Genomic DNA, 21088 nt, shown 5'->3' on the forward strand with positions numbered 1-21088 from the left:
GCACATTTGCGCTGCCTGTGGGCGTGTCGTGCTCATGCCTGCGCCGGCGGTGGGCGTGCGCCGGGGCGGAGGCCACGCCATGCGTCCGCCCGCGCGCGCAGCGCCGGGGTGTCGAACCACGCACGCACCTCGGTATCGAGCCGGCGCTGCCAGTTGGGGTGGCCGCTGGTGGTGCCCGGCAGGTTGGGTTGCTCGGCCAGGCCAAGCAGGTCTTCGACCGGCAGCAGCCGCATGGCGGTGGGCGCCGTGCCCACCCACGCGAGCACCGCGTCCAGCGGCGCATGCTGCGGCGCGGGGACGGCGCCGCGGCATAGCCCCGCCTCGCACAGCGCCTGCCATAGCGCGACGCGCTCGCGCGCGCGGCCGGCCTGTGCCTGCGCCAGGGTTTCGCCGGGCGCCAGCAGTTGCAGCCGGCCGCGCCACGCCAGGTCCTGGCCGGCCCACCAGCCGGCGACGGTGGGTAGGTCGTGCGTGGTGGTGGTGGCGACGGCATCCGCGGGCCAGGCTTGCGGCGGCAGGAAGGCAGCGGCATCGGTTTCCTCGCCGGGCCGGCCCGGTGCGTCGTCCGGCGCGCGCGCCTCGCGCTGGAACCACAGCACGTCGATGCCGAGCACGCCGCGCGCCGACAGTGCCGCATTCAGCTCCGGCGGCACCGTGCCCAGGTTCTCGCCGATGATGATGGCGCGATGCCGCCACGACTCCAGCGCCACCAGCCGCAGCAAGTCTTCGAGCGGATAGCGCAGGTAGGCGCCGTCGCTGGCGGGCGCGCCGGCCGGCACCAGCCACATGCGCGCCAGGCCCAGCACGTGGTCGATGCGCAGGCCGCCGGCGTGGGCCAGGTTGGCGCGCAGCATCTCGAGGAACGCCGCGTAGCCGTGCCGGCGCAGTCCGCGCGGCGAGAACACCGCCACGCCCCAGTCCTGGCCGAGCGGGTTGTACAGGTCCGGCGGCGCGCCGGCATGGAAGCCGGCCAGGGTTTCGGGCTGGCGGGTCCAGGCCTGGCTGCCGCCGGGGTCGGCGCCGACCGCCAGGTCGCGGATGATGCCGATGGCCATGCCGGCGTCACGCGCCGCGCGCTGCGCCCGCGCCAGCCCGTCGTCGGCCAGCCATTGCAGGAAGGCGTGGAAGGCCACTTCGTCGGCATGAGACTGGGTGAAGGCCGCCACCGCGGCATCCGCGGGGGAACGCTGCGTGACCGGCCAGCAGCGCCAGTCCGGCGCGGCCTTGTGGTTGGTGCCGTTGGCGCTGTCGCAGAGCCGTTGCGCCTGGATCGCCTCATAGCAGGCATGCGCATGCAGCGCCGTGCCGCCGCGCGCGCGAAAGGCGGCATAGTCGTCCAGCGTCGCGCGCGGCAGCAGGGTTTCGCGGCGTTGCCACAGCCAGCGCAGCATGGCGTAGCGCAGCGGCGCCAGCGCGATCCAGTCGATCTCGCGGCGGCCGTCGAGTGCCTGCAGCGTGTCGCCCGCGCCCAGGCCGGCGATGGCGGCGTCCACCGCCGCCTGGCCGAACACCATGGCCGGGTCGGCATAGAGCGGGTTCAGGAACAGCCGGCTGGACGGCGCATAGGGGCTGTAGCGCTCGGGCAGCGCGGCGAAGGGCGCATGCAGCGGGTTGATGGCGATGGCGTCGGCGCCGGCGCGCGCCGCGCTGGCGCAGGCTTCGGCCAGCGCGGTCAGGTCGCCCATGCCGCAGGGCGCGCCGCGCCGCAGGCTGTAGAGCTGCACCGCCAGGCCCCATGGCGGCGTGCGCGCGCCTTCGCCGCCGTTGCCGCCGCGGCCGGCATGCCGCAGCGCGTCGGCGACGCCGTAGCAGCGCCGCGGCGCCACCGCCAGCGTGGCATGGCCATCGCCCAGGTCCAGCTGGTGGTAGCCGCACACGTCGATGGCGGGCAGTTGCATCAGCCCGCCGCCGGCGCCTTCGACGCGCACCGCGATACCGGTGAGGACCGCGCCGTCTTCCAGCGTGACCCGGTAGGCGCGCTGCGGCAGGGTATGCGGCCACGGCACCGCGACCGGCTGGCCGCGTTCCGCGGTCAGCAGCGGCGGCAGCGCATGCGCTGCGTTGTCGGCGGCCAGCCACGCGTGCGAAGCGGCGCACTGCCCGGGGCTGCCGCAGGGCAGTCCCAGACCTTCCAGCACGCGCCGCAGCGCCGCGTCGCCGACCTCGCGCGGCTGGTCCCAGGCATCGGTCCAGTGCGGCTGCAGGCCGGCGCGCAGCGCCAGCGCCTGCAGCGGCGAGGGGGTGCCGGCGCGGCTCACGCGTGGTCCTCCGGCGTGGGCGCCTGCGCCGCCAGCAGCACCAGCGAGTGGGCGGCGACCGCCTGGGTCTCGTGCACCGGCGCGCCAGCCAGCTCGGCATCGCTCGCCTCGGGGCGGCTGCTGTCGAACAGCAGCACCCACGGCAGCGCGGGCTCGGGCAGCTGGAAGGTGGCGTCGCTGTCGCCGGCGTTGAGCAGCAGCAGCGTCACCTGCACCGCGCGCGCATCGCTCGGCTCGGCCTCCGCCAGCGAACCCAGCATCGGCCGTTCCGGCTGCGGCGGGGCGGCGGCGCGCCGCAGCGCCAGCGTGCGGATGTCCGGATCGGCCCATTCCTCTGGCGTGGGCGGCTTGCCGTCCGTGTCGAACCAGGCAATGTCGACAATGCCCGGCGCTGGTTCTTCGCGTCCGTGGGCAAAGCGGTCGCCGCTCAGCGCATAGAGCTTGCGCCGCAGCGCCAGCAGCCGGCGCACCATCTTCTGCATCGGCTGCGCGCCGGGCGCCTGGGCCTGCTTCCAGTCCAGCCACGACAGCTCGTTGTCCTGGCAATAGGCGTTGTTGTTGCCCGCCTGGCTGCGGCCCCATTCGTCGCCGGCGGTCAGCATCGGCGTGCCTTGCGCCAGCAGCAGCGTGGCCATCAGCGCCTGCGCCACGCGGTTGCGGCGCATCAGGATATCGGGGTCGTCGGTGGGCCCTTCGACACTGCCGTCCGGGCTCCAGTTGGCGCTGGCGTTGTCGTCGGTGCCGTCGCGGTTGTCTTCGCCGTTGGCCTCGTTGTGCTTGGCGCTGTAGCTGACCAGGTCGGCCAGCGTGAAGCCGTCGTGCGCGGTGATGAAGTTGATGCTGGCCCACGGGCGCCGGTGGCGGCGGTCGAACAGGTCGGCCGAGGCCGCCAGGCGCGCCGCCAGCTCGCCGCGGTGGCCGGCGTCGCCGCGCCAGAAGCGGCGGCTGACGTCGCGGAACTTGTCGTTCCACTCGGCAAAGCCGGGCGGATGGTTGCCGAGCTGGTAGCCGCCCGGACCCAGGTCCCAGGGCTCGGAGATCAGCTTGACGCGGCTCAGCACCGGGTCCTGCATCAGCGCGTCGAAGAAGCCCGAGCCCGCGTCGAAGCCGTTGCCTTCGCGCCCCAGCGTGCTGCCCAGGTCGAAGCGGAAGCCGTCGACGTGGTAGCAATCCACCCAGTAGCGCAGCGAGTCCAGCACCATCTGCAGCACGCGCGGGTGCGACAGGTTGAGCGTGTTGCCGCAGCCGGTGTCGTTGATGTAGTGGCGCTCGTCGCCGGGCATCAGCCGGTAGTAGCTGGCGTTGTCGAGCCCGCGCCACGACACCGTCGGCCCCAGTTCGTTGCCTTCGCAGGTGTGGTTGTAGACCACGTCGAGGATCACTTCGATGCCGGCGGCATGCAGGCGCCGCATCGCCACCTTGCATTCCTGCAGCTGTCCGGTGCCGAGGTAGGCCGGCTCCGGAGCGAAGTACGACAGCGTGTTGTAGCCCCAGTAGTTGCGCAGGCCGCGCTCCAGCAGGAAGCGGTCCTGCAGGATGGCGTGCACCGGCAGCAGCTCGATGGTGGTCACTCCCAATTGCACCAGGTGGTCGATAAAGCGCGGGTCGCACAGCGCCGCGAAGGTGCCGCGCAGGTTGGGCAGCAGGTCGTCGCGCAGCATCGACAGGCCGCGCAGGTGGGCCTCGTAGATGACGGTGGCGGGCCAGGGCACCGCCGGCGGCCGGTCGTCGCCCCAGTGGAAGCTTTCGTCGACCACCACCGCCTTGGGCATGGTCGGCGCGCTGTCGCGGCGATCCGGCGTCAGGTCGGCGCGCGCGCTTTGCAGCCGGTAGCCGAACAGCGCGTCGGACCAGCGCACCGGGCCGCTCAGCTGGCGCGCATACGGGTCCAGCAGCAGCTTGTGCGGATTGAAGCGGTGTCCATGGCCGGGGTCGTAAGGGCCATGCGCGCGATAGCCGTACAGCGTGCCCAGCGCCGCGTTGGGCAGGTAGCCATGCCAGATCTCGTCGGTGCATTCCGGCAGCGGCAGCCGCGCCAGTTCCTTGCGGCCGTTGTCGGAGAACAGGCACAGCTCGATGCGCGAGGCGTGGGCCGAGAACACCGCGAAATTGACCCCCAGCCCGTCCCAGTGGGCACCGAGCGGAAACGGCTTGCCCGGCAGCAGCCGGTCAGCGAACTGGCGGGTCATGTCGCGGCGCCTTCGCTGCCGTCACCCTGGTCGAAGCGCAGCACCAGCGTGGCCAGCGGCGGCAGCGTCAGCGCCAGCGAAGCCGGCTGCCCGTGCGAAGGCACGTCGATGGCCGTGACCGCGCCGCCGTTGCCGACGTTGCTGCCACCGTAGACGGCGGCATCGGTATTCAGGCATTCGCGCCATGCGCCGGCACAAGGCACGCCGACACGGTAGCCGTGGCGCGGCACCGGCGTCATGTTGACCACCGCCAGCACCACCTCGCGGCTGTCGGCCTGCGCGCGGCGCAGCCATGCGAACACGCTGTTGTGGTTGTCGTCGCCCACTACCCACTGGAAGCCCTCGGGGCTGTGGTCAAGCGCATGCAGCGCGGGCAGTTCGCGGTAGAGCCGGTTCAGGTCGCGCACCAGCGTGTGCATGCCGCGGTGCATGGGCTGGTCGAGCAGCGGCCAGTCGAGCTCGGCGTCGTGGTTCCATTCCTGCCACTGCGCCAGCTCGCCGCCCATGAACAGCAGCTTCTTGCCCGGATGCGCCCACATGAAGCCGTAATAGGCGCGCAGGCCGGCAAAGCGCTGCCAGTCGTCGCCCGGCACCTTGCCCAGCATCGAGCCCTTGCCGTGCACCACCTCGTCGTGCGACAGCGGCAGCACGAAGGCTTCGGACCAGGCGTAGACCAGGCCGAAGGTCATGTTCTGGTGGTGCCAGGCGCGGTGGACCGGCTCATGCGCCAGGTAATGCAGGGTGTCGTGCATCCAGCCCATATTCCACTTGAAGTCGAAGCCGAGCCCGCCGCTGGCGACGCTGGCGGTCACGCCGGGCCACGCGGTCGACTCTTCGGCGATGGTCAGCGCGCCCGGGCAGCGTTCATGGACCACCGCGTTGAGTTCGCGCAGGAAGTCCACCGCCTCGAGGTTCTCGCGGCCGCCGAACCGGTTCGGCACCCACTGGCCGGGCTGGCGGCTGTAGTCGCGGTAGAGCATGGAAGCGACCGCGTCGACGCGCAGGCCGTCGGCGTGGAAGTGCTCGAGCCAGTGCAGCGCGCCGGCCAGCAGGAAGCCGCGCACTTCGTTGCGGCCCAGGTTGTAGATCAGCGTGTTCCAGTCCTGGTGGAAGCCTTCGCGCGGGTCCTTGTGCTCGTACAGCGCGGTGCCGTCGAACTGCGCCAGCCCGTGCGGATCGGTAGGGAAGTGCGCCGGCACCCAGTCCAGGATCACGCCGATGCCGGCCTGGTGGCAGCGGTCGACGAAGGCGGCAAAGGCCTGCGGCGGTCCCAGCCGCGCGGTGGGCGCATACAGCGACAGCGGCTGGTAGCCCCAGGAGCCGCCGAACGGGTGCTCGGTGATGGGCAGCAGCTCGATATGGGTGAAGCCCAGTTCCTGCACGTAGGGCACCAGGCGGTCGGCCAGTATATTCCAGCCATGCTGAGCGTCGTTGGCCGCGCGCAGCCAAGACAGCACGTGCACCTCGTAGACCGACATCGGCGTGGTGTACGGGTCGCGCTGCTGGCGCCCGGCCATCCAGTCGTCATCGTGCCAGCTGAACGGGGGCGCGCCCTGGCCGGGACCGGTCACGACCGAAGCGGTGGCCGGCGGCGGCTCGGTGGCCAGCGCCAGCGGATCGGCCTTGTCGGGCAGCTCGGTGCCATGCGGGTCGAGCAGGTCGTACTTGTAGCGGCTGCCTGGCTGCGCGCCCAGCGCGGCGGGGACGAACAGCTCCCAGATCCCGCTGGGATGGCGCAGCCGCATCGGATGCCGCGCCGGATGCCAGCCGTTGAAGTCGGCAATCACCGAGACCCGCCGCGCATTCGGCGCCCACACCGCGAAGCGCACCCCGTCGATGCCATCCACGCGCTGGCATTGCGCGCCCAGGCAGGCGCCCAGCTCGAAGTGCCGGCCCTCGGCGATCAGGTGCAGGTCCAGCTCGCCCAGCAGCAGGCCAAAGGCGTAGGGGTCGGCGCTGCACTGCTCGGTGCCGTCGGACCATTGCACGCGCAGCCGGTAGGCGGCGGCACCGGTGCCGGCCGCGCGCGGCAGCCGGGCGGCGAACACGCCGCCGCCATGCAGCCGCTCCATCTCCGCCAGCGGCGCGCCCCCGGCATCGGCCAGCTGAGCCGACGCCGCCCCGGGCAGGCAGGCGCGCACCAGCGTGGCGTCGCCATCCGGATGCGGACCCAGCACGCTGAACGGATCGGGATGGCGGCCGCCCAGCAGGGCCTCGAGTTCATGGCCGGGCAGCATGCCCGCCTGCTGGCCGGCGCGGGTGCCGCCGCCGGGGCTGGCCGGGGGGCTCATGCCGGTTCTCCGGTCGGGGCCAGCTTGCGCAGCAGGCGCGCCAGCCCGCTGGCCGGCAGGTCGATCCACGTGACGCGGTTGGCGGCTTCGTATTCGACCTCATACGCGGCGCGTTCCAGCAGGAACAGGTCGAGCAGCGGCTGCAGCTGGTCGGGCGCCACCCAGGGCACGGGGGCGGCCTCCATGTGCTGGCGGTAGCAGTTCAGGAAGGCATCGTTGGCGGTGGTGCGGAAGCGCTCGAGCAGCACCGCGCGCCGCTCGGCCAGCTGCGGCGGCAGTTCGCTGTGGGTGCGTTCGCTGCGGTCGGTGCCGACCGTGGCCGCGGCATAGTCGAGCGAGCGCAGCAGCCCGGCCACGTCGCGCAGCGGCGAGGTCTTGCGCCGGCGCCAGTCGAGCGGCAGGCCGGGCTCGCCTTCGAAGTCGACCAGGTAGGTGTCGTTCTGCGCGATCAGCACCTGCCCGAGGTGGAAGTCGCCGTGGATGCGGGTCTGCAGGCTGCCCGGCGCCGCGGCGGCGAGCTGCTCGACCAGCCCGGGCAGCGCCTCGCGCGCGGCCATCAGGGTTTGCACATCGGCCGCGAAGGCCGGGCTTGCGGCCTCGGTGGCGGGCCGCGCCTGCAGCCGGTCCAGCGCGCGCTGCAGCGCCTCCATTGCCTGCCCGGCCCAGGCGCGGGCATCGTCGTCGCTGGCGGGCAGCGGCGTGAAGGCGTGGTCGTCGGTGGGGCGCGCCAGCACCGCGTGCAGTTCGGCCAGCCGGCGCCCCAGCGTGCCGGCCAGCGCGGCGTAGCCGTTCATGGCCTCGGCGAACTCGTCCTCGCTGTCCTGCGACGGCAGCGCATCGTCGATGGCGCGGCCCAGGTAATCGAGGGTCCAGTCCCAGCCGTTGCCCTGGTTCAGGATATAGCCCTGCAGCAGCATCATGGTATGCGGCACGCCGTCCGGCCCGGTGCGCACCACCTCGCCCAGCAGCGCCGCAGCGTGCGCATAGCCCTGCGCGGTCAGGTAGCGCGTCATCTCGGCTTCCGGATGGATGCCGCCCGAGAGCCGGCGCACCAGCTTGAGCACGGCGGTGTTGTTGTACGACAGCGAGCTGTTGGACTGCTCCGCCGACATGTACTCGATCGGGTCGCGTTCCAGTTCCAGCGCGGCCAGCCCGGGTTCGGCGCGGAAGTGGATCACGTCGTGCCCGGCGTGCAGCTGCAGGTCGTTGCGCAAGGCGCGCACCACCTCGCGCGCAAACGGCTCGACCACGAAACCGTCGGTGGCCAGCCCGACGCGGCTGCCCTGGCGCACCCGCGCCATCGACAGCCCATGCGCCAGCTGCGAGACCCCGTCGGCGCTTTCGCGGTCCCACAGGATGCCCACCGGCAGCTGGTAGCGCTCGGTGCGCCCGGGCAGGCCGACCTCGACCTCGCCCAGGTAGATGTCTTCGCCGCCGCTGCCGCGCGCAAACGGCAGCAGGTAGGCCAGCCCGACGCGCTCGATGCGCTCGTGCTTGCCGCCGAACCAGCGGCGCCGGCCGATGTAGTGCGGCAGCACTTCGCTGGCCATCAGCCGGCGCGAGGCCTCGGTCAGTTCGGGCCGGCCGGTGTTCTGCATCACAAGGGTGATCTGGTCTGGCATTTGTTCAGGCGCCTCCACGTGCCATGACGGCGGCTGGGCCTCGTCGCTCAGCACGAACCAGTAGAAGCCATAGGGCGGCAGCGTCAGCAGGTAAGTCAGCGTGCCGATCGCCGGGAACGGCGTCGCGCCCATCATCTCGACGGGGACGCGGCCGTTGAAGGCGGACAGGTCCAGCTCCACCGCCTGCGGCGCGCGCGACAGGTTGGCCACGCACAGGATGTGCTCGCCCTCGAACTCGCGCAGGTACGCCAGGATCTTGCGGTTGCCGGGAAACAGGAAGCGCAGCGTGCCGCGGCCGAAGGCGCGGTGCTTGCGGCGCAGCGCCAGCATGCGCCGCATCCAGTTCAGCAGCGAGTGCGGATCGCGCGCCTGCGCCTCGACATTGACCGCCTCGTAGCCATACAGCGGGCCCTGCAGCGGCGGCAGCACCAGGCGCTCGGGATCGGCGTGCGAGAAGCCGCCGTTGCGGTCGGGCGACCACTGCATCGGCGTGCGCACGCCGTCGCGGTCGCCCAGGTGGATGTTGTCGCCCATGCCGATCTCGTCGCCGTAGTAGATCACCGGCGTGCCCGGCATCGAGAACAGCAGGCTGTTCATCAGCTCGATGCGGCGGCGGTCGCGTTCCATCAGCGGCGCCAGGCGGCGGCGGATGCCCAGGTTGATGCGCGCGCGCCGGTCGGTGGCGTAGACCTCCCACAGGTAGTCGCGCTCGCTGCTGGTCACCATCTCCAGCGTCAGCTCGTCATGGTTGCGCAGGAAGATGGCCCACTGGCAGTTGGGCGGCACCTCCGGCGTCTGGCGCATGATGTCGGTGATCGGGAAGCGGTCTTCGCGCGCGATCGCCATGTACATGCGCGGCATCAGCGGGAAGTGGAATGCCATGTGGCATTCGTCGCCTTCCGGGTCGGGCCCGGTCAGGCCGAAGTACTGCTGCGCGTCCTCCGGCCACATATTGGCCTCGGCCAGCAGCATGCGGCCGCGGAAATGCTGGTCCAGGTGGGAGCGGATGCTGCGGATCACGGCATGGGTCTCGGGCAGGTTCTCGTTGCTGGTGCCTTCGCGCTCGACCAGGTAGGGCACCGCGTCCAGGCGCAGGCCGTCGACCCCCATGTCGAGCCAGAAGCGCATCACCGACAGCACCTCGTTGAGTACCTGAGGGTTGTCGAAATTCAGGTCCGGCTGGTGCGAGTAAAAGCGGTGCCAGAAATACGCGCCCGCCACCGGGTCCCAGCTCCAGTTGGATTTTTCGGTATCGCAGAAGATGATGCGCGTGCCGGCGTAGGCCTGGTCATGGTCCGACCACACGTAGTAGCGGCGCGCCGCCGAGCCGGGCTTGGCCTTGCGCGCGCGCTGGAACCACGGATGCTGGTCCGAGGTATGGTTGATCACCAGCTCGGTGATCACGCGCAGGCCGCGCGCATGCGCCGCGGCGATAAAGCGGCGTGCGTCGGCGAGCGTGCCGTAGTCGGGGTGGACGTTGCGGTAGTCGGCGATGTCATAGCCGTCGTCGCGGCGCGGCGACGGATAGAACGGCAGCAGCCATACCGTGTCGACGCCCAGGTTGACCAGGTAGTCGAGCTTGCCGAGCAGGCCGGCGAAGTCGCCCACGCCATCGCCATTGGCGTCGAAGAAGGACTTGATGTGCAGCTGGTAGATCACCGCGTCCTTGTACCAGAGCGGATCGGCGTTGAGCAGGGCGGCGCTGGCGGTTTCGGTAAGGCGTTTCATCCGTGTCTCCACGTATGCCTGTCAGGCGCCGTGCGGGTCGGTCGAGACCGGCGCAGCAGGTGGGCGGGGGGCGGGACGTTCCAGCGGCTGCACATGCCAGACCGCGAACGGCAGCTGCGCCGGGTCGAGCCGGATGCGCTGGTGCTTGCCGCGCAGCTCGAAGCGCTGGCCGCGCATCAGGTCCTGCACCGCCAGGCCGGCCTGGTCGGGCAGGCCCCATTCCCACAGCGGGATTTCGATATCGGCATCGTGCGCGGTGCGCGGGTCGAGGTTGATCGCCACCAGCAGCACGTCGTCGCCGAACAGGTAATCGGTGCCCGGCACGAAGCGCGCGAACCACAGCACCGCGTCGCTGCCGGCCTGGTAGAAGCGCAGCCCCAGGTGGTTCTGCAGCGCGGGGTGGCCGGCGCGGATCTCGTTGAGCCGCGAGATCTCGGCGACGATATTGCCCGGCTGCTGCCAGTCGCGCACGCGCAGCTGGTATTTCTCGGAGTCCAGGTATTCCTCGCGCACCTTGCCGTCGAGCACGAACGGCGCGCTCTCGCACAGCTCGAAGCCGCTGTACATGCCCCACAGCCCGGACAGCAGCGTCGCCAGCGCCGCGCGGATCAGGAACGCGGGGCGGCCGCCGTGATGCAGGAAGTAGGGATTGATGTCGGGCGTGTTGACGAAGAAGTGCGGGCGGAAGAATTCGCGCAGCGGGCTCTGCGTCAGTTCGGTCAGGTACTCGGTCAGCTCCCACTTGGTATTGCGCCATGTGAAGTAGGTGTACGACTGGCTGAAGCCCAGCTTGGCCAGGCGCGCCATCATCTTCGGCCGGGTAAAGGCCTCGGCCAGGAAGATGGTGTCGGGATGGCGCGCGCGCACGTCGGCGATCATCCATTCCCAGAACGGCAGCGGCTTGGTGTGCGGGTTGTCGACGCGGAAGATGCGGATGCCGTGGTCGGCCCAGAACATCACCACGTCGCGCAGCGCCTGCCACAGCGCGGCACCGGCCGGCGCCGCGGCGTAGAAATCGACATTGACGATGTCCTCGTACTTCTTCGGCGGGTTCTCGGCGTAGCGCAGCGAGCCGTCGGGCCGGTGCGCGAACCACTCCGGATGGTCCCGCAGCCACGGATGGTCGGGCGAGCACTGGATCGCAAAGTCCAGCGCCAGCTCCAGGCCGTGCGCCGCGGCGGCGTCGATCAGCCGGCTGAAATCCTCGAAGGTGCCCAGTTCCGGGTGCAAGGCATCGTGGCCGCCTTCCTCGCCGCCGATCGCGTAAGGGCTGCCGGGGTCGCCCGGCTCGCTGCGCAGGCTGTTGTTGCGGCCCTTGCGATGGGTGCGTCCGATCGGGTGGATCGGCGGGAAGTAGAGCACGTCGAAGCCCATGGCGCGGATCGCGGGCAGGCGCGCGATGACGTCGTCGAAGGTGCCATGGCGCTGCGCGTCGTTGCTTTGCGAGCGCGGAAACAGCTCATACCAGCTGGCAAAACGCGCCGCCAGCCGGTCGGCCTCGACCGGCATCGCCACCGGGTGGCGCGACGCGAACGGGCGTCCGGCCGGCGTCTGCATCACGGCGTGCATGGCCGCGGCGGTGCGTTCGGACAGCAGCAGTTGCAGGCGCCGCTCGTCGTCGCCGGCGGCAGCGGTCAGCTCGTCGACGATGGCGGAGAGTTCGCTGCCGGCGGCTTTCTGGTTATCCTTCTTGCCGTTCTTCCTGCCGTTGCCCTGTTTCCCGTTCCCGCCGGGCGGCAGCAGCGCGTCGGCCACCAGCCGGGCACCTTCCTCGGTTTCCAGCGCGACGTTGAGCCCCGCCGCGCGCTTCTTGCCGATCTCGTCGAGCCAGCTGGCGAAGGTATCGCGCCAGGCCTCGACCGTGAATTCATGCCGGCCCAGCGCCACCAGCGGGAAGCTGCCTTCCCAGCGGTCGTTGATGCCTGGCTGCATCGGCGTTTCGCGCCAGTCGGTCTCGCCCGGCGCGCGCCACAACACCGCGGCGGCAAGCTTGTCGTGGCCATCCATCCAGATATCGGCGCTGACGGTCACGCGTTCGCCGACCACGCGGCGCACGGCAAAGCGGCCGGCGTCGCAGGCCGGCTCGACCCGTTCGATGGCGATGCGCGGCGCTTCCATGGCGGCGACCACGCTGCCGAGTCCCGTTACCGCCAGGGTTTCGTGGCCGTGCGGTGCGGTCGCGTCGGGCCGCGGCATGCCGGGCCGGCTCAGCGGCACCGGCGGCACTTCGTAGAGGCGGATATCCGCCGGCGCGAGCGTGATGCTGGACAGCGCGTCGAGCCGGCTGGTGCCGTCGAGGGTGCCGCCCGGTCCGCCCGCTGCCGGCTCCAGGCGGGCACTGGCATGCGGCATGGCGCTGAGCACGCGGTCGGCGCCGAGGCTGGCCGGTTCCATCGGGTCGGGATTGAGCACCACCGCCAGCGCGGGGCCGGCGTCAGGCACCGCCGGGTCATCGCGGTGCGGGGCGGCCTCGGGTCCGTTGCCATGGCCGTCGGGCAGGGGCAGGCGCGCCAGCACGGTCAGCGGCGCGTCGGGGCCGCTCAGCAGGCGCACCGCCAGGGCCGGCGCGGGGTCGCGCGCGGCCAGCCAGGTATTGGCCTCGAGCACTTCATGGGTGATGTCGTAGGGCACGCCGTCATGCGCGTGGCCGTCGGGGGCGAGCGGATCGCGCGCCTGCGCGCCGCCGGTCTCGAATCCCGCCGGCACCAGGATGCCGTCGCCGATCGCCGCGGCGGTCCACAGCGCGCGCCGCGCGCTGAGCGCGTCATGGCGCGCCGGCGCCAGCGCCGGCGCCGCCAGCACGCGGCCGAGGCGGCGCAGCCGCGCCATTTCCTCGGTCAGCCAGGCGCTGCGGTAGTCCCACCACGGCAGCGAGCAGAAGGCGCCGTCGAAGCCGGCGGGCGCCAGCGCGTCTACCTGTGCCGGCGTCAGCCCCGGGGTCCAGGCGAGGAAGCGCGGCGTGCCGCGCGCCGTTTCCGGTACCGCGTCGCCACGCAGGGTCGCCAGCAGCGCGGCCCAGCTCTCGCCGGGCACGCGTGCCGGCGCGCGGCAGCAGAACCCGGCCGCACCCGCGGCCCACGCCAGGCGCAGCCGCGCCGCCCACCATTGCACCAGCGCTTCGGCGATCTGGCGGTCATGCCAGCGCAGGCGCGTGCCGGGGATGTGGTTGTCGGTCTCGTGCGGCGCGAACGCGGGCGCCGCGGTGTCGATCCAGGCGGCATCGGGCAGGTCGTCCTTCCCGGCGGCGCCATCCGCCATATAGCGGTCCAGTGAAATATCGAGCAGAGGGGCCAGGCCATGCCTGGCGCACGCCGCGAGCGTGTCGTCCCCAGGCAGATGCGGCCAGCCGCCGATCAATACGTGGTCGAACCCCAGCGCCGCCACGCGCTGCAGCGCATGCTGGTCGGCCTCGGGCGTTCCGGTCAGGTCGATCTGGCAGATCCGCACATGTCCTCCCGGTGTTTCGCTCCGGCGGAGCAACAAAAATCCCGGAGCGGCGCCTTGCGGCCGGCCGCCGGGATGGCTGTGCCATGCGAAGTGCGTGCCAGCGCGCCCGCGTGCGGAGACACGGCGGTCCGGCGAGGCAGCGCAAGGCCGTGCGCCGCGGCAGCGCATGTGCCGCTTCTGCCACCGCTTGTAAAAACTACTGGAGCCCGCCGTGCCGATGGAAATAACGCGCAAGGCCGCGCGCCCGCCATCCACCGGTGCGCTGCCGGTACGTTTCTTGCCCCTTTGCGCCCATGCGTGCCCTTGCCGGCACGGTGGCAAGCCATCAAAAGGGGACCCATGGATCAATGGCTGGAGGCGGCGCAATGGCCGGCAATGGTGGTGACGGTAGTGGCGACCTGGCTGGTCGGTTCGCGCTCGATCGCGCGGCGGCGCGCCGGCTTCTGGGTGTTCCTGGCCAGCAACGTGCTGTGGATCGCGTGGGGCTGGCATGGCGACGCCTATGCGCTGATCGTGCTGCAGCTGGCGCTGATCGCGATGAACCTGCGCGGCATGCGCGAGGCGCGCAAGGCGTGGCAGGCCGCCGCGTGGCGCGCCTTCGCGGCCACCGACGCAACTGGCGCCGCGCGTCCCGGGCCGCTATCCTTGGACCAGCCCGGCATGCGCCGCATGCCCGGCGCCAACGCGCAACCGCCGGCAGGCGCCGGCTCCGATCGGTGACTTCACGGTCCGTGCGCGGACCAGGGCAGGTGTGCCATGGCAAAGAAAAAAATCCTGTTGCTCAATGCACTGATCGCGGCCTCGCGCGAGGGCGAGCTGGGCTGCCGCCGCGCCGCCACCGCCGCGGCCAACCCCCACCTCAAGTCCGTGCTGACCAGCCGCGCCAATGCCTTCGCCCAGGCCGCGCATGAGCTGCGGGCGTGCCTGCTCGACCTGGGCGAGGTGCCCGCCGCTGGTCCCGCCTCCGCGGCGCGCAGCATCGGCAAGCACAGCTCCGACCGTGCCATCGTGCAGGCGATCAGCAAGCGCGAGCACGCCGTGCAGCGGCGCTATGCGCGCGCGCTGCGCACGCATGTGCTGGGCTCGCGCGTGCGCGCCGTGGTGCGCCGGCAGTATCGCGGCGTGCAGCTGAACCATGAGCTGTTCCGGGTGCTGCGGCAGCAGTACCGCGTGCCGCAACAGCGGCCGTAGCCGGCCTGCATCGGACCAGAGCACTGCCATGCCGGCCGACCTCCATGCCTTCGAACACGCTGCCCGGCTCGTGCTGATGTACGGGCTGGTGCCGCTGTGGCTGCTGGCGGGCGTGGGCGACTGGCTATGTCACCGGGCCACGCAGATCGAACGCAACGCCGGTGTCCCCGAATCCCTGCTGCACATGCTGATGCTGGCCGAAGTGGGCTTGCCGCTGCTGCTGGTGCTGTTCCTCGAGGTCAACGCGCTGGTGATCGCGGCGGTGCTGGCGGCGCTGGTGGTTCACGAGGCCACCGCCTGGTGGGACGTGCATTACGCCAGCAAGCGCCGCCGTATCGCGCCGGTCGAGCAGCACATGCACAGCCTGCTGGAAGTGCTGCCGCTGGCCGCGGCATCGTATGTGGTGGTGTTGCACTGGGACCAGTTCCTCGCCTTGTTCGGGCGCGGCACCGAGCCGGCGCGCATGGCGCTGGCGTTGAAGGCGCAGCCGCTGCCGCCCGGCTATCTGGCCGGCCTGATGGTGGCGGTGGTGCTGCTGGCGGGGCTGCCCTACCTGGAAGAGCTATGGCGCTGCGTGCGCTGGCGCCGGCGCGAACGCGAAGCCCTGCTGGCGCAAGCGACGCGCGCCATGCGAGGCGACGGCTGACCTGCGGCGACGCCAGTCGACCGGACGATCCGGTGGCGGGCGCGGCAGGTCAGGGGAACACGGGTGAGTTCAGCGCACCCGGGCGCTTACTGCTTCGGCGCCGGATCCGGCGAATCGCCCTTGGGGCCGCTTGGCGCATCGGCGGTGGGTGCGGCGGGCGCGCCTTGCTCGCGCGGCTTCTTGCTGCGCGCGGTATTCGAGGCCTTGTCCGACTTGGACTTCGATTTCTTCATGGTGTCCCTGGCGCCAGGGGCGGAAGCGGCGCCCATGTCGGTGGCGGCCGGCTGGTTGCGCGAGGACGGAGGTGAGCCTTCGATCGGCGGCACGCTGGGGTTCGGCACGTTCGGCGACGCCGGTGCTTGTTGGGCAAAGGCCGGCAGGCAGAGCGCGGTGCCGACGACCAGTGCCGTGGTAGCGAGAGTACGTTTCATGATGGTCTCCATTGCAAGACTACGTCGGTCGGGCCCAGGGCCCTCGGGATTGCCGGCGTGCCGTTTCGGCGCGCCGGCGATTCATGCGCGCGGGTCGCGGCCTGGCCCGCTGCGCGCCAGTTGGTGGTAGTGGCAGATGCGTGCCAGCGCCCAGTCGGCGGCGGCTTCGCGCACGGCGTTGCGCGCGCCGGCAAAGCGGCGGGTTTCGGTAAAGGCCGCGATGCCCTGCGCGTGCGACAGCACGTCGTGGGCGGCATGGCCATGGCGGCGGAACACCCAGGCAAAGCATTGCGTGCCGGCGGGGATATCGCCGTCGCCGCCGCCATCGGCCACGCCGGTGTTGGCGATCGCCAGGTCCGCGCCGGTCAGCTGCATGGCGCCGCGCGCCATCGCCAGCGAGACCGCCTCGCTGGTCAGGCCATGGCGCCGGATGGTCTCCGGCGGGACGTGCAGCAGTTGTTCCTTGGCGGACGGCGAGTAGGCCACGATCGCACAGCGCAGCACGTCGCCGCAGCCGGGCACCTCGGCGATGCGCGAGGCAATCAGGCCAGCGGTGCAGGATTCCGCCGTGACCACGTGCAGCCCGTGACGCAGCAGATAGCGCGCGATGCCGACGTTATTGCTGCCGCCTGCGCCGCCGTGGCTCATCGCAATCACTCGCAGGTTCTCCATTGCGGTATCCGCAGTCGATTTCCCGCCAAGGCGGCAGGTTCCGTGCCAGCACCGTGGATGGCGGACGCGCTGCGCCGCAGGGACAGCGCGCCACCGATGGCGGCAGCGGCGGATCCAAATGCGGGGAAAAATGTACATGCAGCGCCGGAGCGCGCCTGTAAAAGCTGCGCGCCGCGCGCCGCGCATACGTGGCACGGCGGTGGCGCTCATCTTGCATGTCTCCCGCGCAACGACCTGTACGGAGAGCGCCATGCCCGAGCAGCCGCCAAAGCCGCCCACGCCCCCTGTGCCACCGCATGGTCCCGCAGCCGATGCGCCGCGCGCGCCGCGCCACGCCGGCAATCCCGAGGACGTGCGCAGGGGCCAGGTAACCAGCCCGCTGCCGCGCGCAGTCTTTCGCCAGCGCTTCCTGGCGCGCTTTACCGATCCGGCCTACCGGCAGGAGGACGAAGCGCTCGACCGCCTCGAGCGCATTGCGTGGGATGCCTATGCGCAAAGCCGCAAGGCGCCGCTCACGCACAAGGCGGGCGCCGGCTATGCCGACCCGGACTACGACCTCTCCGACGAATGGCGCGCCGCCAGCGAGGCGGTGCGCGTGGCCCAGCAGCGCCAGGCCGATCCGGCCACGCGTTCGCGCGTGCTGCTGATCTGCGCGGCCTCGCGCAACGATTACACCTGCCCGGGTGAAATGTCGAAGTCCTGGCGCCTGGCCGGGCTTGCGCGCGAGCGGCTGGCAGCGCAGGGCATCGAGGTCGACCTGCTCGACCTGAGCCACCTGGCCTCCGACCCGCAACTGCACATCCATCCGTGCAAGGGCTGCGTATCGACTGCGATGCCGCTGTGCCACTGGCCGTGCAGCTGTTATCCCAACCATGCGCTGGGCCAGGTCAATGACTGGATGAACGAGATCTACCCGCGCTGGGCCGCCTGCCACGGCGTGCTGATCGTCACGCCGGTGTACTGGTACCAGGCCAGCAGCCCGCTCAAGCTGATGATGGACCGGCTGGTCTGCGCCGATGGCGGCAACCCGGATCCCACCAGCACGCACGGCAAGGACGTGACGCGGGCCAAGGCGATCGAGCTGTCGGGCTGGGACTATCCCAAGCACCTGGCCGGGCGCGCCTACGGGCTGGTGGTGCACGGCGACGTCGCCGGCATCGAAGGCGTGCGCCGCGCGCTGTCGGACTGGCTGGACTGGATGGGACTGATCGATGCCGGCGCCCAGGCGCGGCTGGACCGGTATATCGGCTACTACGAGCCTTATGCCACCAGCCACGTCGCGCTGGACCACGATACCGGCGTGCAGGGCGAAGTCGACAACGTGGCGCGCGCGCTGGCTTGCGCGGTCGAGCAGCTGCGCCATGGCCAACTGCGCACGGCGGACCAGGGCCTGGTGGCGCCGCGGCAGAAATAGCGCAAGCGCTGACAGCAACCCCGCTGGCCGCCGCGGCGGGACGAACGGAGGCAACGATGGATCGCAGAGACAACTGGCGCGGCCGCCCATGGCACGAAAGTGCCGTGCCCGAGGCCGATATGCGCAGCCACTACGTGGGTGCCTATGGCGTGTACGACTATGACCAGCCCGTCGACCCCGGCGAATTCGGTGGCGGCCGCGGTACCGGGGAATGGCGGCCGCGCGATACCCAGGCGCCGCCAGCCCGGGGCATGGCCGATCCCTACCGCCAGTTCACCGGCTACAACGAGCGCATGGACCTCTACCGCGGCGGCACGGAACACCGGCGGCCGGTCGGGCCGCGCAACTACCAGCGCAGCGATGAGCGCATCCTCGAAGACCTGTGCGAGCAACTGACGCGCAGTGGCCGGCTCGACCTGAACGAGGTCGAGGTGCGGGTCGAGCAGGGCGTGGTCACGCTGGAGGGCAGCGTGCCGGATCGCCACCAGAAGTACCGCATCGAGGATATTGCCGACGAGGTCTTCGGCGTCAGGGACCTGGTCAACCACTTGCGGGTGGTCAGGGCGTCCGGGGCCGAAGGCCACCCCGGCCACGGCATGCGCATGTATTGAGGCGGCGGCGCGGAGGCCCGGCCATGCCCGATTCCCCGAGGACGGACACCAACCCGCGCGGCAACGCCGTCGGCGCGGCCGACACGGCGCTGCAGGCATCGCTGTGCGAGCGCTTGTGGGAGAGCGGACTCGACGTCAGCGAGATTGCGCTGGACGTGGCGCAAGGCCGCATCACGCTGCGCGGCGCGATCGGCAGCGCCGCCGACCGCGACGCGGTCGAGGCCTGCGTGCGCGCGAGCGCCGGCGGGCGCGACGTCGTCAATCACATCGAGGTCGCGCCCGACCGCACCGGGGGGTGAGCCGTGTGCGCTGGCATGGCTTTCGCAACAGCGGCAGATCCGGCCACGCGAAATGCCGCTGGCCGTTCCCGAGGAAGGAGACTGTCATGAGACACACTGCGATCCTTGCGCTGGCCGCGCTGCTCAGCATGCCCGCGTGGGCCCAGACCACCACCACGCGCCCCGGCGCCGACACGCGCGCGCCGGGCACGTCGGCGTCGGACGTCATGCCGGGCCAGGGCGACACGCGCCGCGCCACGCCCGCGACGCCGGCCACACCGGCCACCCCGGGCGGCCACGGCACCCACGCCACGCCGGCAACGCCCGCCACGCCTGCCAGCCCCGCCGTGAACGAGGGGCCGCAATCGCCGCAACGGTATGACTATCCGGCGTCGGAACCGAAGGCGCCCAAGAGCCGCAAGTAGTTGCCACCCGGCAGCCGGGGCCGCACACAGGGCCTGGCCAGTGTTTCAGAGTCCCGAAGGCCAGGTTTCCGGCGCGCCCGGCACCGGCGCCGCCGGCAGCGCCGGCACCGCGCTGCTGCGGTCGAACCACGCCAGCACGTCGAACTGCCGCGGCAGGATGGCGCGCGCGTAGTGGCTCTGCAGTTCAGTCTCCGGCCGGTAGATCACGCCGATGAAGCGCTCCTGCCGCGCCGGCATCAGCAGTTCGCGCAGTTCGGCGTGCACCGCGCTGCCATCACCGTCAGCCACGCCGCCGCCGCGCAAGTCGGTCCAGCCCTGCGCATGGCCGGCCGCGTGGAACAGGTGCTCGTAGCTGTCCGGCCGCGCGGGACGCACCTGCTTGATTTCCATGGGCCCGTCCCACGAAGTTGCCGCCGCGACGGTGCCGTCGTAGGTGCTGAAGCCGACCAGCGCGGCGGCGTCGCCGAAGGCCTCGCGGCATAGCTGGCCGATATTCAGCTGGCCCTGGCTGATGCCCATTTCGGTCTGCGCGGCATCCCCGATATGCGAGTTGTGCGCCCACACCACCGCGCGCGCTTCCGGCCCATGGGCGTGCAGCAACTGCGACAGGGTCTCGAACATATGCGTGTCGCGCAGGTTCCAGCTGTCGTCGCTGCCGTGGTACATGACGCGGTAATAGCGTTCGGCCGACGCCACCAGGCGCGCGTTCTGCGCGGCATCGAGGAAGTCTTCGTGCCCGGCGCGCGCATAGGCCAGGCGCTTGTCGAGCAAGGCCTGCAACTGCCCGACCACCGCGTCCTCGCAGTCGGCATGGGTGCCGTGCAGCACGGCGCGGCCGTAGCGCGCCGGGTCGCGCCGCCATGGCTCCAGGCAGCCATAGCGTTCGCGCGCGGCCTGTGCGGCGCGCGGGTCGACGCCTTCCAGGTAGGCCAGCACCGCCGCCATCGACGCGCCCAGACTGTAGATGTCGAGACCGAAGAAACCGGCACGCCGGGCGGGCGCGAGCGCGGCATTGTGCGCGTGCAGCCAGCGGATAAAGCGCGCCACTTCGAGGTTGCGCCACATCCAGACCGGGAAGCGCGTAAAGGCCGCGCCGGGGGACTCGGCGGGTTGCTGCGGGCGGCCGCGCACGTGGCGGTCCACCGCGGCGGCGTCCGGCCAGTCTGCTTCCACCGCAATGATGCGGAAGCCGTGCCGCGCCACCAGCTGCGCGGTCAGCGCGGCGCGGGCGTGGTAGAACTCGGCGGTGCCGTGCGTGCTCTCGCCCAGCAGCACCACGCGGTGCCCGCCGAGCCGGTCGGCCAGCGCCGCGGCACTGTTGGCAAAGGCGCCGGTGAAGGGGCTTTCGGCCGCGTGGTCGACGGCCGGCCACGGCACGGTCGCGGCCGCGATGGCGGCCACGGCGTGTGGGTCGGCCCGGTGTCGTGGCATGGTCGCGCGGGCTGCCGGCCGCGTGCCGGCAGCCTCAGCGTTGCGGCAGGCAGTGCGGATCAGCCGTGAATGGCGCGGGGATCGTGGCCAAAGCTGTTGCGCGAGCGGATCTGGCCGTCGCGGCCATGAATCAGCAATTCGACGTGCTCGCGCTGGGCCTGCGAGGTGCCGGCGGCGACCGCCTCTTCCTGCGTGGCGTGGTGCGATTCGGCGTAGCGTGCGCCTTCGTGGATGACGTCCCAGCCTTCGTCGTGCGGAACGACGTGTATGTTGCTGCCCATGTCGGGTCTCCTCGGATATCGGTCCTTTTATTGTGGTCGATCTGCGCGGGCTGTCTATCCGGCGGCGTCTGACAGGCGCGAAGCGCTTCCGGTTCCACTTTCCGATGGAAATCCCTGGTTATTTATCCGGCCTCTTGTAAGCTGGACTTGGATCGCAATCAGAGGAGCGGACC

At 71.3% G+C, this 21088-nt stretch carries 16 protein-coding genes; 7 read left to right on the forward strand and 9 right to left on the reverse strand.

The window, feature by feature from the left end; all coding sequences use genetic code 11:
• Positions 1-32: 32 nt before the first annotated feature.
• Genes malQ through LIN44_RS17200 form a run of 5 tightly spaced genes read right to left on the reverse strand, consistent with a single transcriptional unit; the run spans position 33 to position 13535 of the window.
• Entirely contained in the window at positions 33-2258 is a 2226-nt protein-coding gene (gene malQ / locus LIN44_RS17180) for a 4-alpha-glucanotransferase (protein WP_227315482.1), read from the reverse strand.
• A complete protein-coding gene (gene glgX, locus LIN44_RS17185; protein ID WP_227315483.1) occupies positions 2255-4447 on the reverse strand; it encodes a glycogen debranching protein GlgX in 2193 nt (730 codons plus the stop codon). Before glgX ends, malQ begins: the two co-directional genes overlap by 4 nt.
• Positions 4444-6738 (reverse strand): 1,4-alpha-glucan branching protein GlgB, encoded by a 2295-nt coding sequence (glgB, locus tag LIN44_RS17190; RefSeq protein ID WP_370641712.1) that lies wholly within the window; start codon positions 6736-6738, stop codon positions 4444-4446. Before glgB ends, glgX begins: the two co-directional genes overlap by 4 nt.
• Positions 6735-10088, reverse strand: a complete 3354-nt coding sequence (treS, locus tag LIN44_RS17195) for a maltose alpha-D-glucosyltransferase (protein ID WP_227315484.1) — start codon at positions 10086-10088, stop codon at positions 6735-6737. The genes glgB and treS overlap by 4 nt, the downstream gene beginning before the upstream one ends.
• A 21-nt stretch (positions 10089-10109) precedes the next feature.
• Positions 10110-13535, reverse strand: coding sequence for an alpha-1,4-glucan--maltose-1-phosphate maltosyltransferase (locus LIN44_RS17200; protein WP_227315485.1), 3426 nt, complete (start codon positions 13533-13535; stop codon positions 10110-10112).
• Between the two features lie 339 nt (positions 13536-13874).
• Between LIN44_RS17200 and LIN44_RS17205 the strand changes: the two genes are divergently transcribed.
• Genes LIN44_RS17205 through LIN44_RS17215 form a run of 3 tightly spaced genes read left to right on the forward strand, consistent with a single transcriptional unit; the run spans position 13875 to position 15372 of the window.
• Entirely contained in the window at positions 13875-14255 is a 381-nt protein-coding gene (locus LIN44_RS17205; RefSeq protein ID WP_227315486.1) for a hypothetical protein, read from the forward strand.
• 36 nt (positions 14256-14291) lie between these two features.
• Positions 14292-14726: a PA2169 family four-helix-bundle protein gene (locus tag LIN44_RS17210; protein WP_227315487.1), complete on the forward strand. Its 435-nt coding sequence runs from the start codon at positions 14292-14294 to the stop codon at positions 14724-14726.
• Between the two features lie 28 nt (positions 14727-14754).
• Positions 14755-15372, forward strand: coding sequence for a diguanylate cyclase (locus LIN44_RS17215; protein ID WP_227315488.1), 618 nt, complete (start codon positions 14755-14757; stop codon positions 15370-15372).
• Between the two features lie 86 nt (positions 15373-15458).
• Here LIN44_RS17215 and LIN44_RS17220 read toward each other — a convergent pair whose 3' ends face one another.
• The gene (locus tag LIN44_RS17220; protein WP_227315489.1) at positions 15459-15803 is read right to left on the reverse strand and encodes a hypothetical protein; all 345 of its coding nucleotides are present in this window, start codon (positions 15801-15803) and stop codon (positions 15459-15461) included.
• Positions 15804-15884: 81 nt separating this feature from the next.
• The gene (locus LIN44_RS17225) at positions 15885-16451 is read right to left on the reverse strand and encodes a CinA family protein (RefSeq protein WP_227316448.1); all 567 of its coding nucleotides are present in this window, start codon (positions 16449-16451) and stop codon (positions 15885-15887) included.
• A gap of 274 nt (positions 16452-16725) precedes the next feature.
• Between LIN44_RS17225 and LIN44_RS17230 the strand changes: the two genes are divergently transcribed.
• The 4 genes from LIN44_RS17230 (at position 16726) to LIN44_RS17245 (ending at position 19203) form a co-directional block, all read left to right on the forward strand.
• On the forward strand, positions 16726-17889 hold the full coding sequence (locus tag LIN44_RS17230; RefSeq protein ID WP_227315490.1) for a flavodoxin family protein: 1164 nt from the start codon (positions 16726-16728) through the stop codon (positions 17887-17889).
• 56 nt (positions 17890-17945) lie between these two features.
• Positions 17946-18500: a BON domain-containing protein gene (locus LIN44_RS17235; RefSeq protein WP_227315491.1), complete on the forward strand. Its 555-nt coding sequence runs from the start codon at positions 17946-17948 to the stop codon at positions 18498-18500.
• Between the two features lie 23 nt (positions 18501-18523).
• The gene (locus tag LIN44_RS17240; RefSeq protein WP_227315492.1) at positions 18524-18799 is read left to right on the forward strand and encodes a BON domain-containing protein; all 276 of its coding nucleotides are present in this window, start codon (positions 18524-18526) and stop codon (positions 18797-18799) included.
• An 86-nt stretch (positions 18800-18885) separates the two neighbouring features.
• Positions 18886-19203 (forward strand): hypothetical protein, encoded by a 318-nt coding sequence (locus LIN44_RS17245; protein ID WP_227315493.1) that lies wholly within the window; start codon positions 18886-18888, stop codon positions 19201-19203.
• Between the two features lie 45 nt (positions 19204-19248).
• Here the strand turns inward: LIN44_RS17245 and LIN44_RS17250 are convergent, their stop codons facing one another.
• Both LIN44_RS17250 and LIN44_RS17255 read right to left on the reverse strand, forming a co-directional pair.
• A complete protein-coding gene (locus LIN44_RS17250) occupies positions 19249-20634 on the reverse strand; it encodes an erythromycin esterase family protein (protein ID WP_227315494.1) in 1386 nt (461 codons plus the stop codon).
• Between the two features lie 59 nt (positions 20635-20693).
• Positions 20694-20915, reverse strand: coding sequence for a DUF2188 domain-containing protein (locus tag LIN44_RS17255; protein WP_116296420.1), 222 nt, complete (start codon positions 20913-20915; stop codon positions 20694-20696).
• Between the last annotated feature and the right edge of the window lie 173 nt (positions 20916-21088).

The organism is Cupriavidus sp. MP-37 (genome assembly GCF_020618415.1).
In the GTDB taxonomy this organism is placed as follows: Bacteria; Pseudomonadota; Gammaproteobacteria; order Burkholderiales; family Burkholderiaceae; genus Cupriavidus.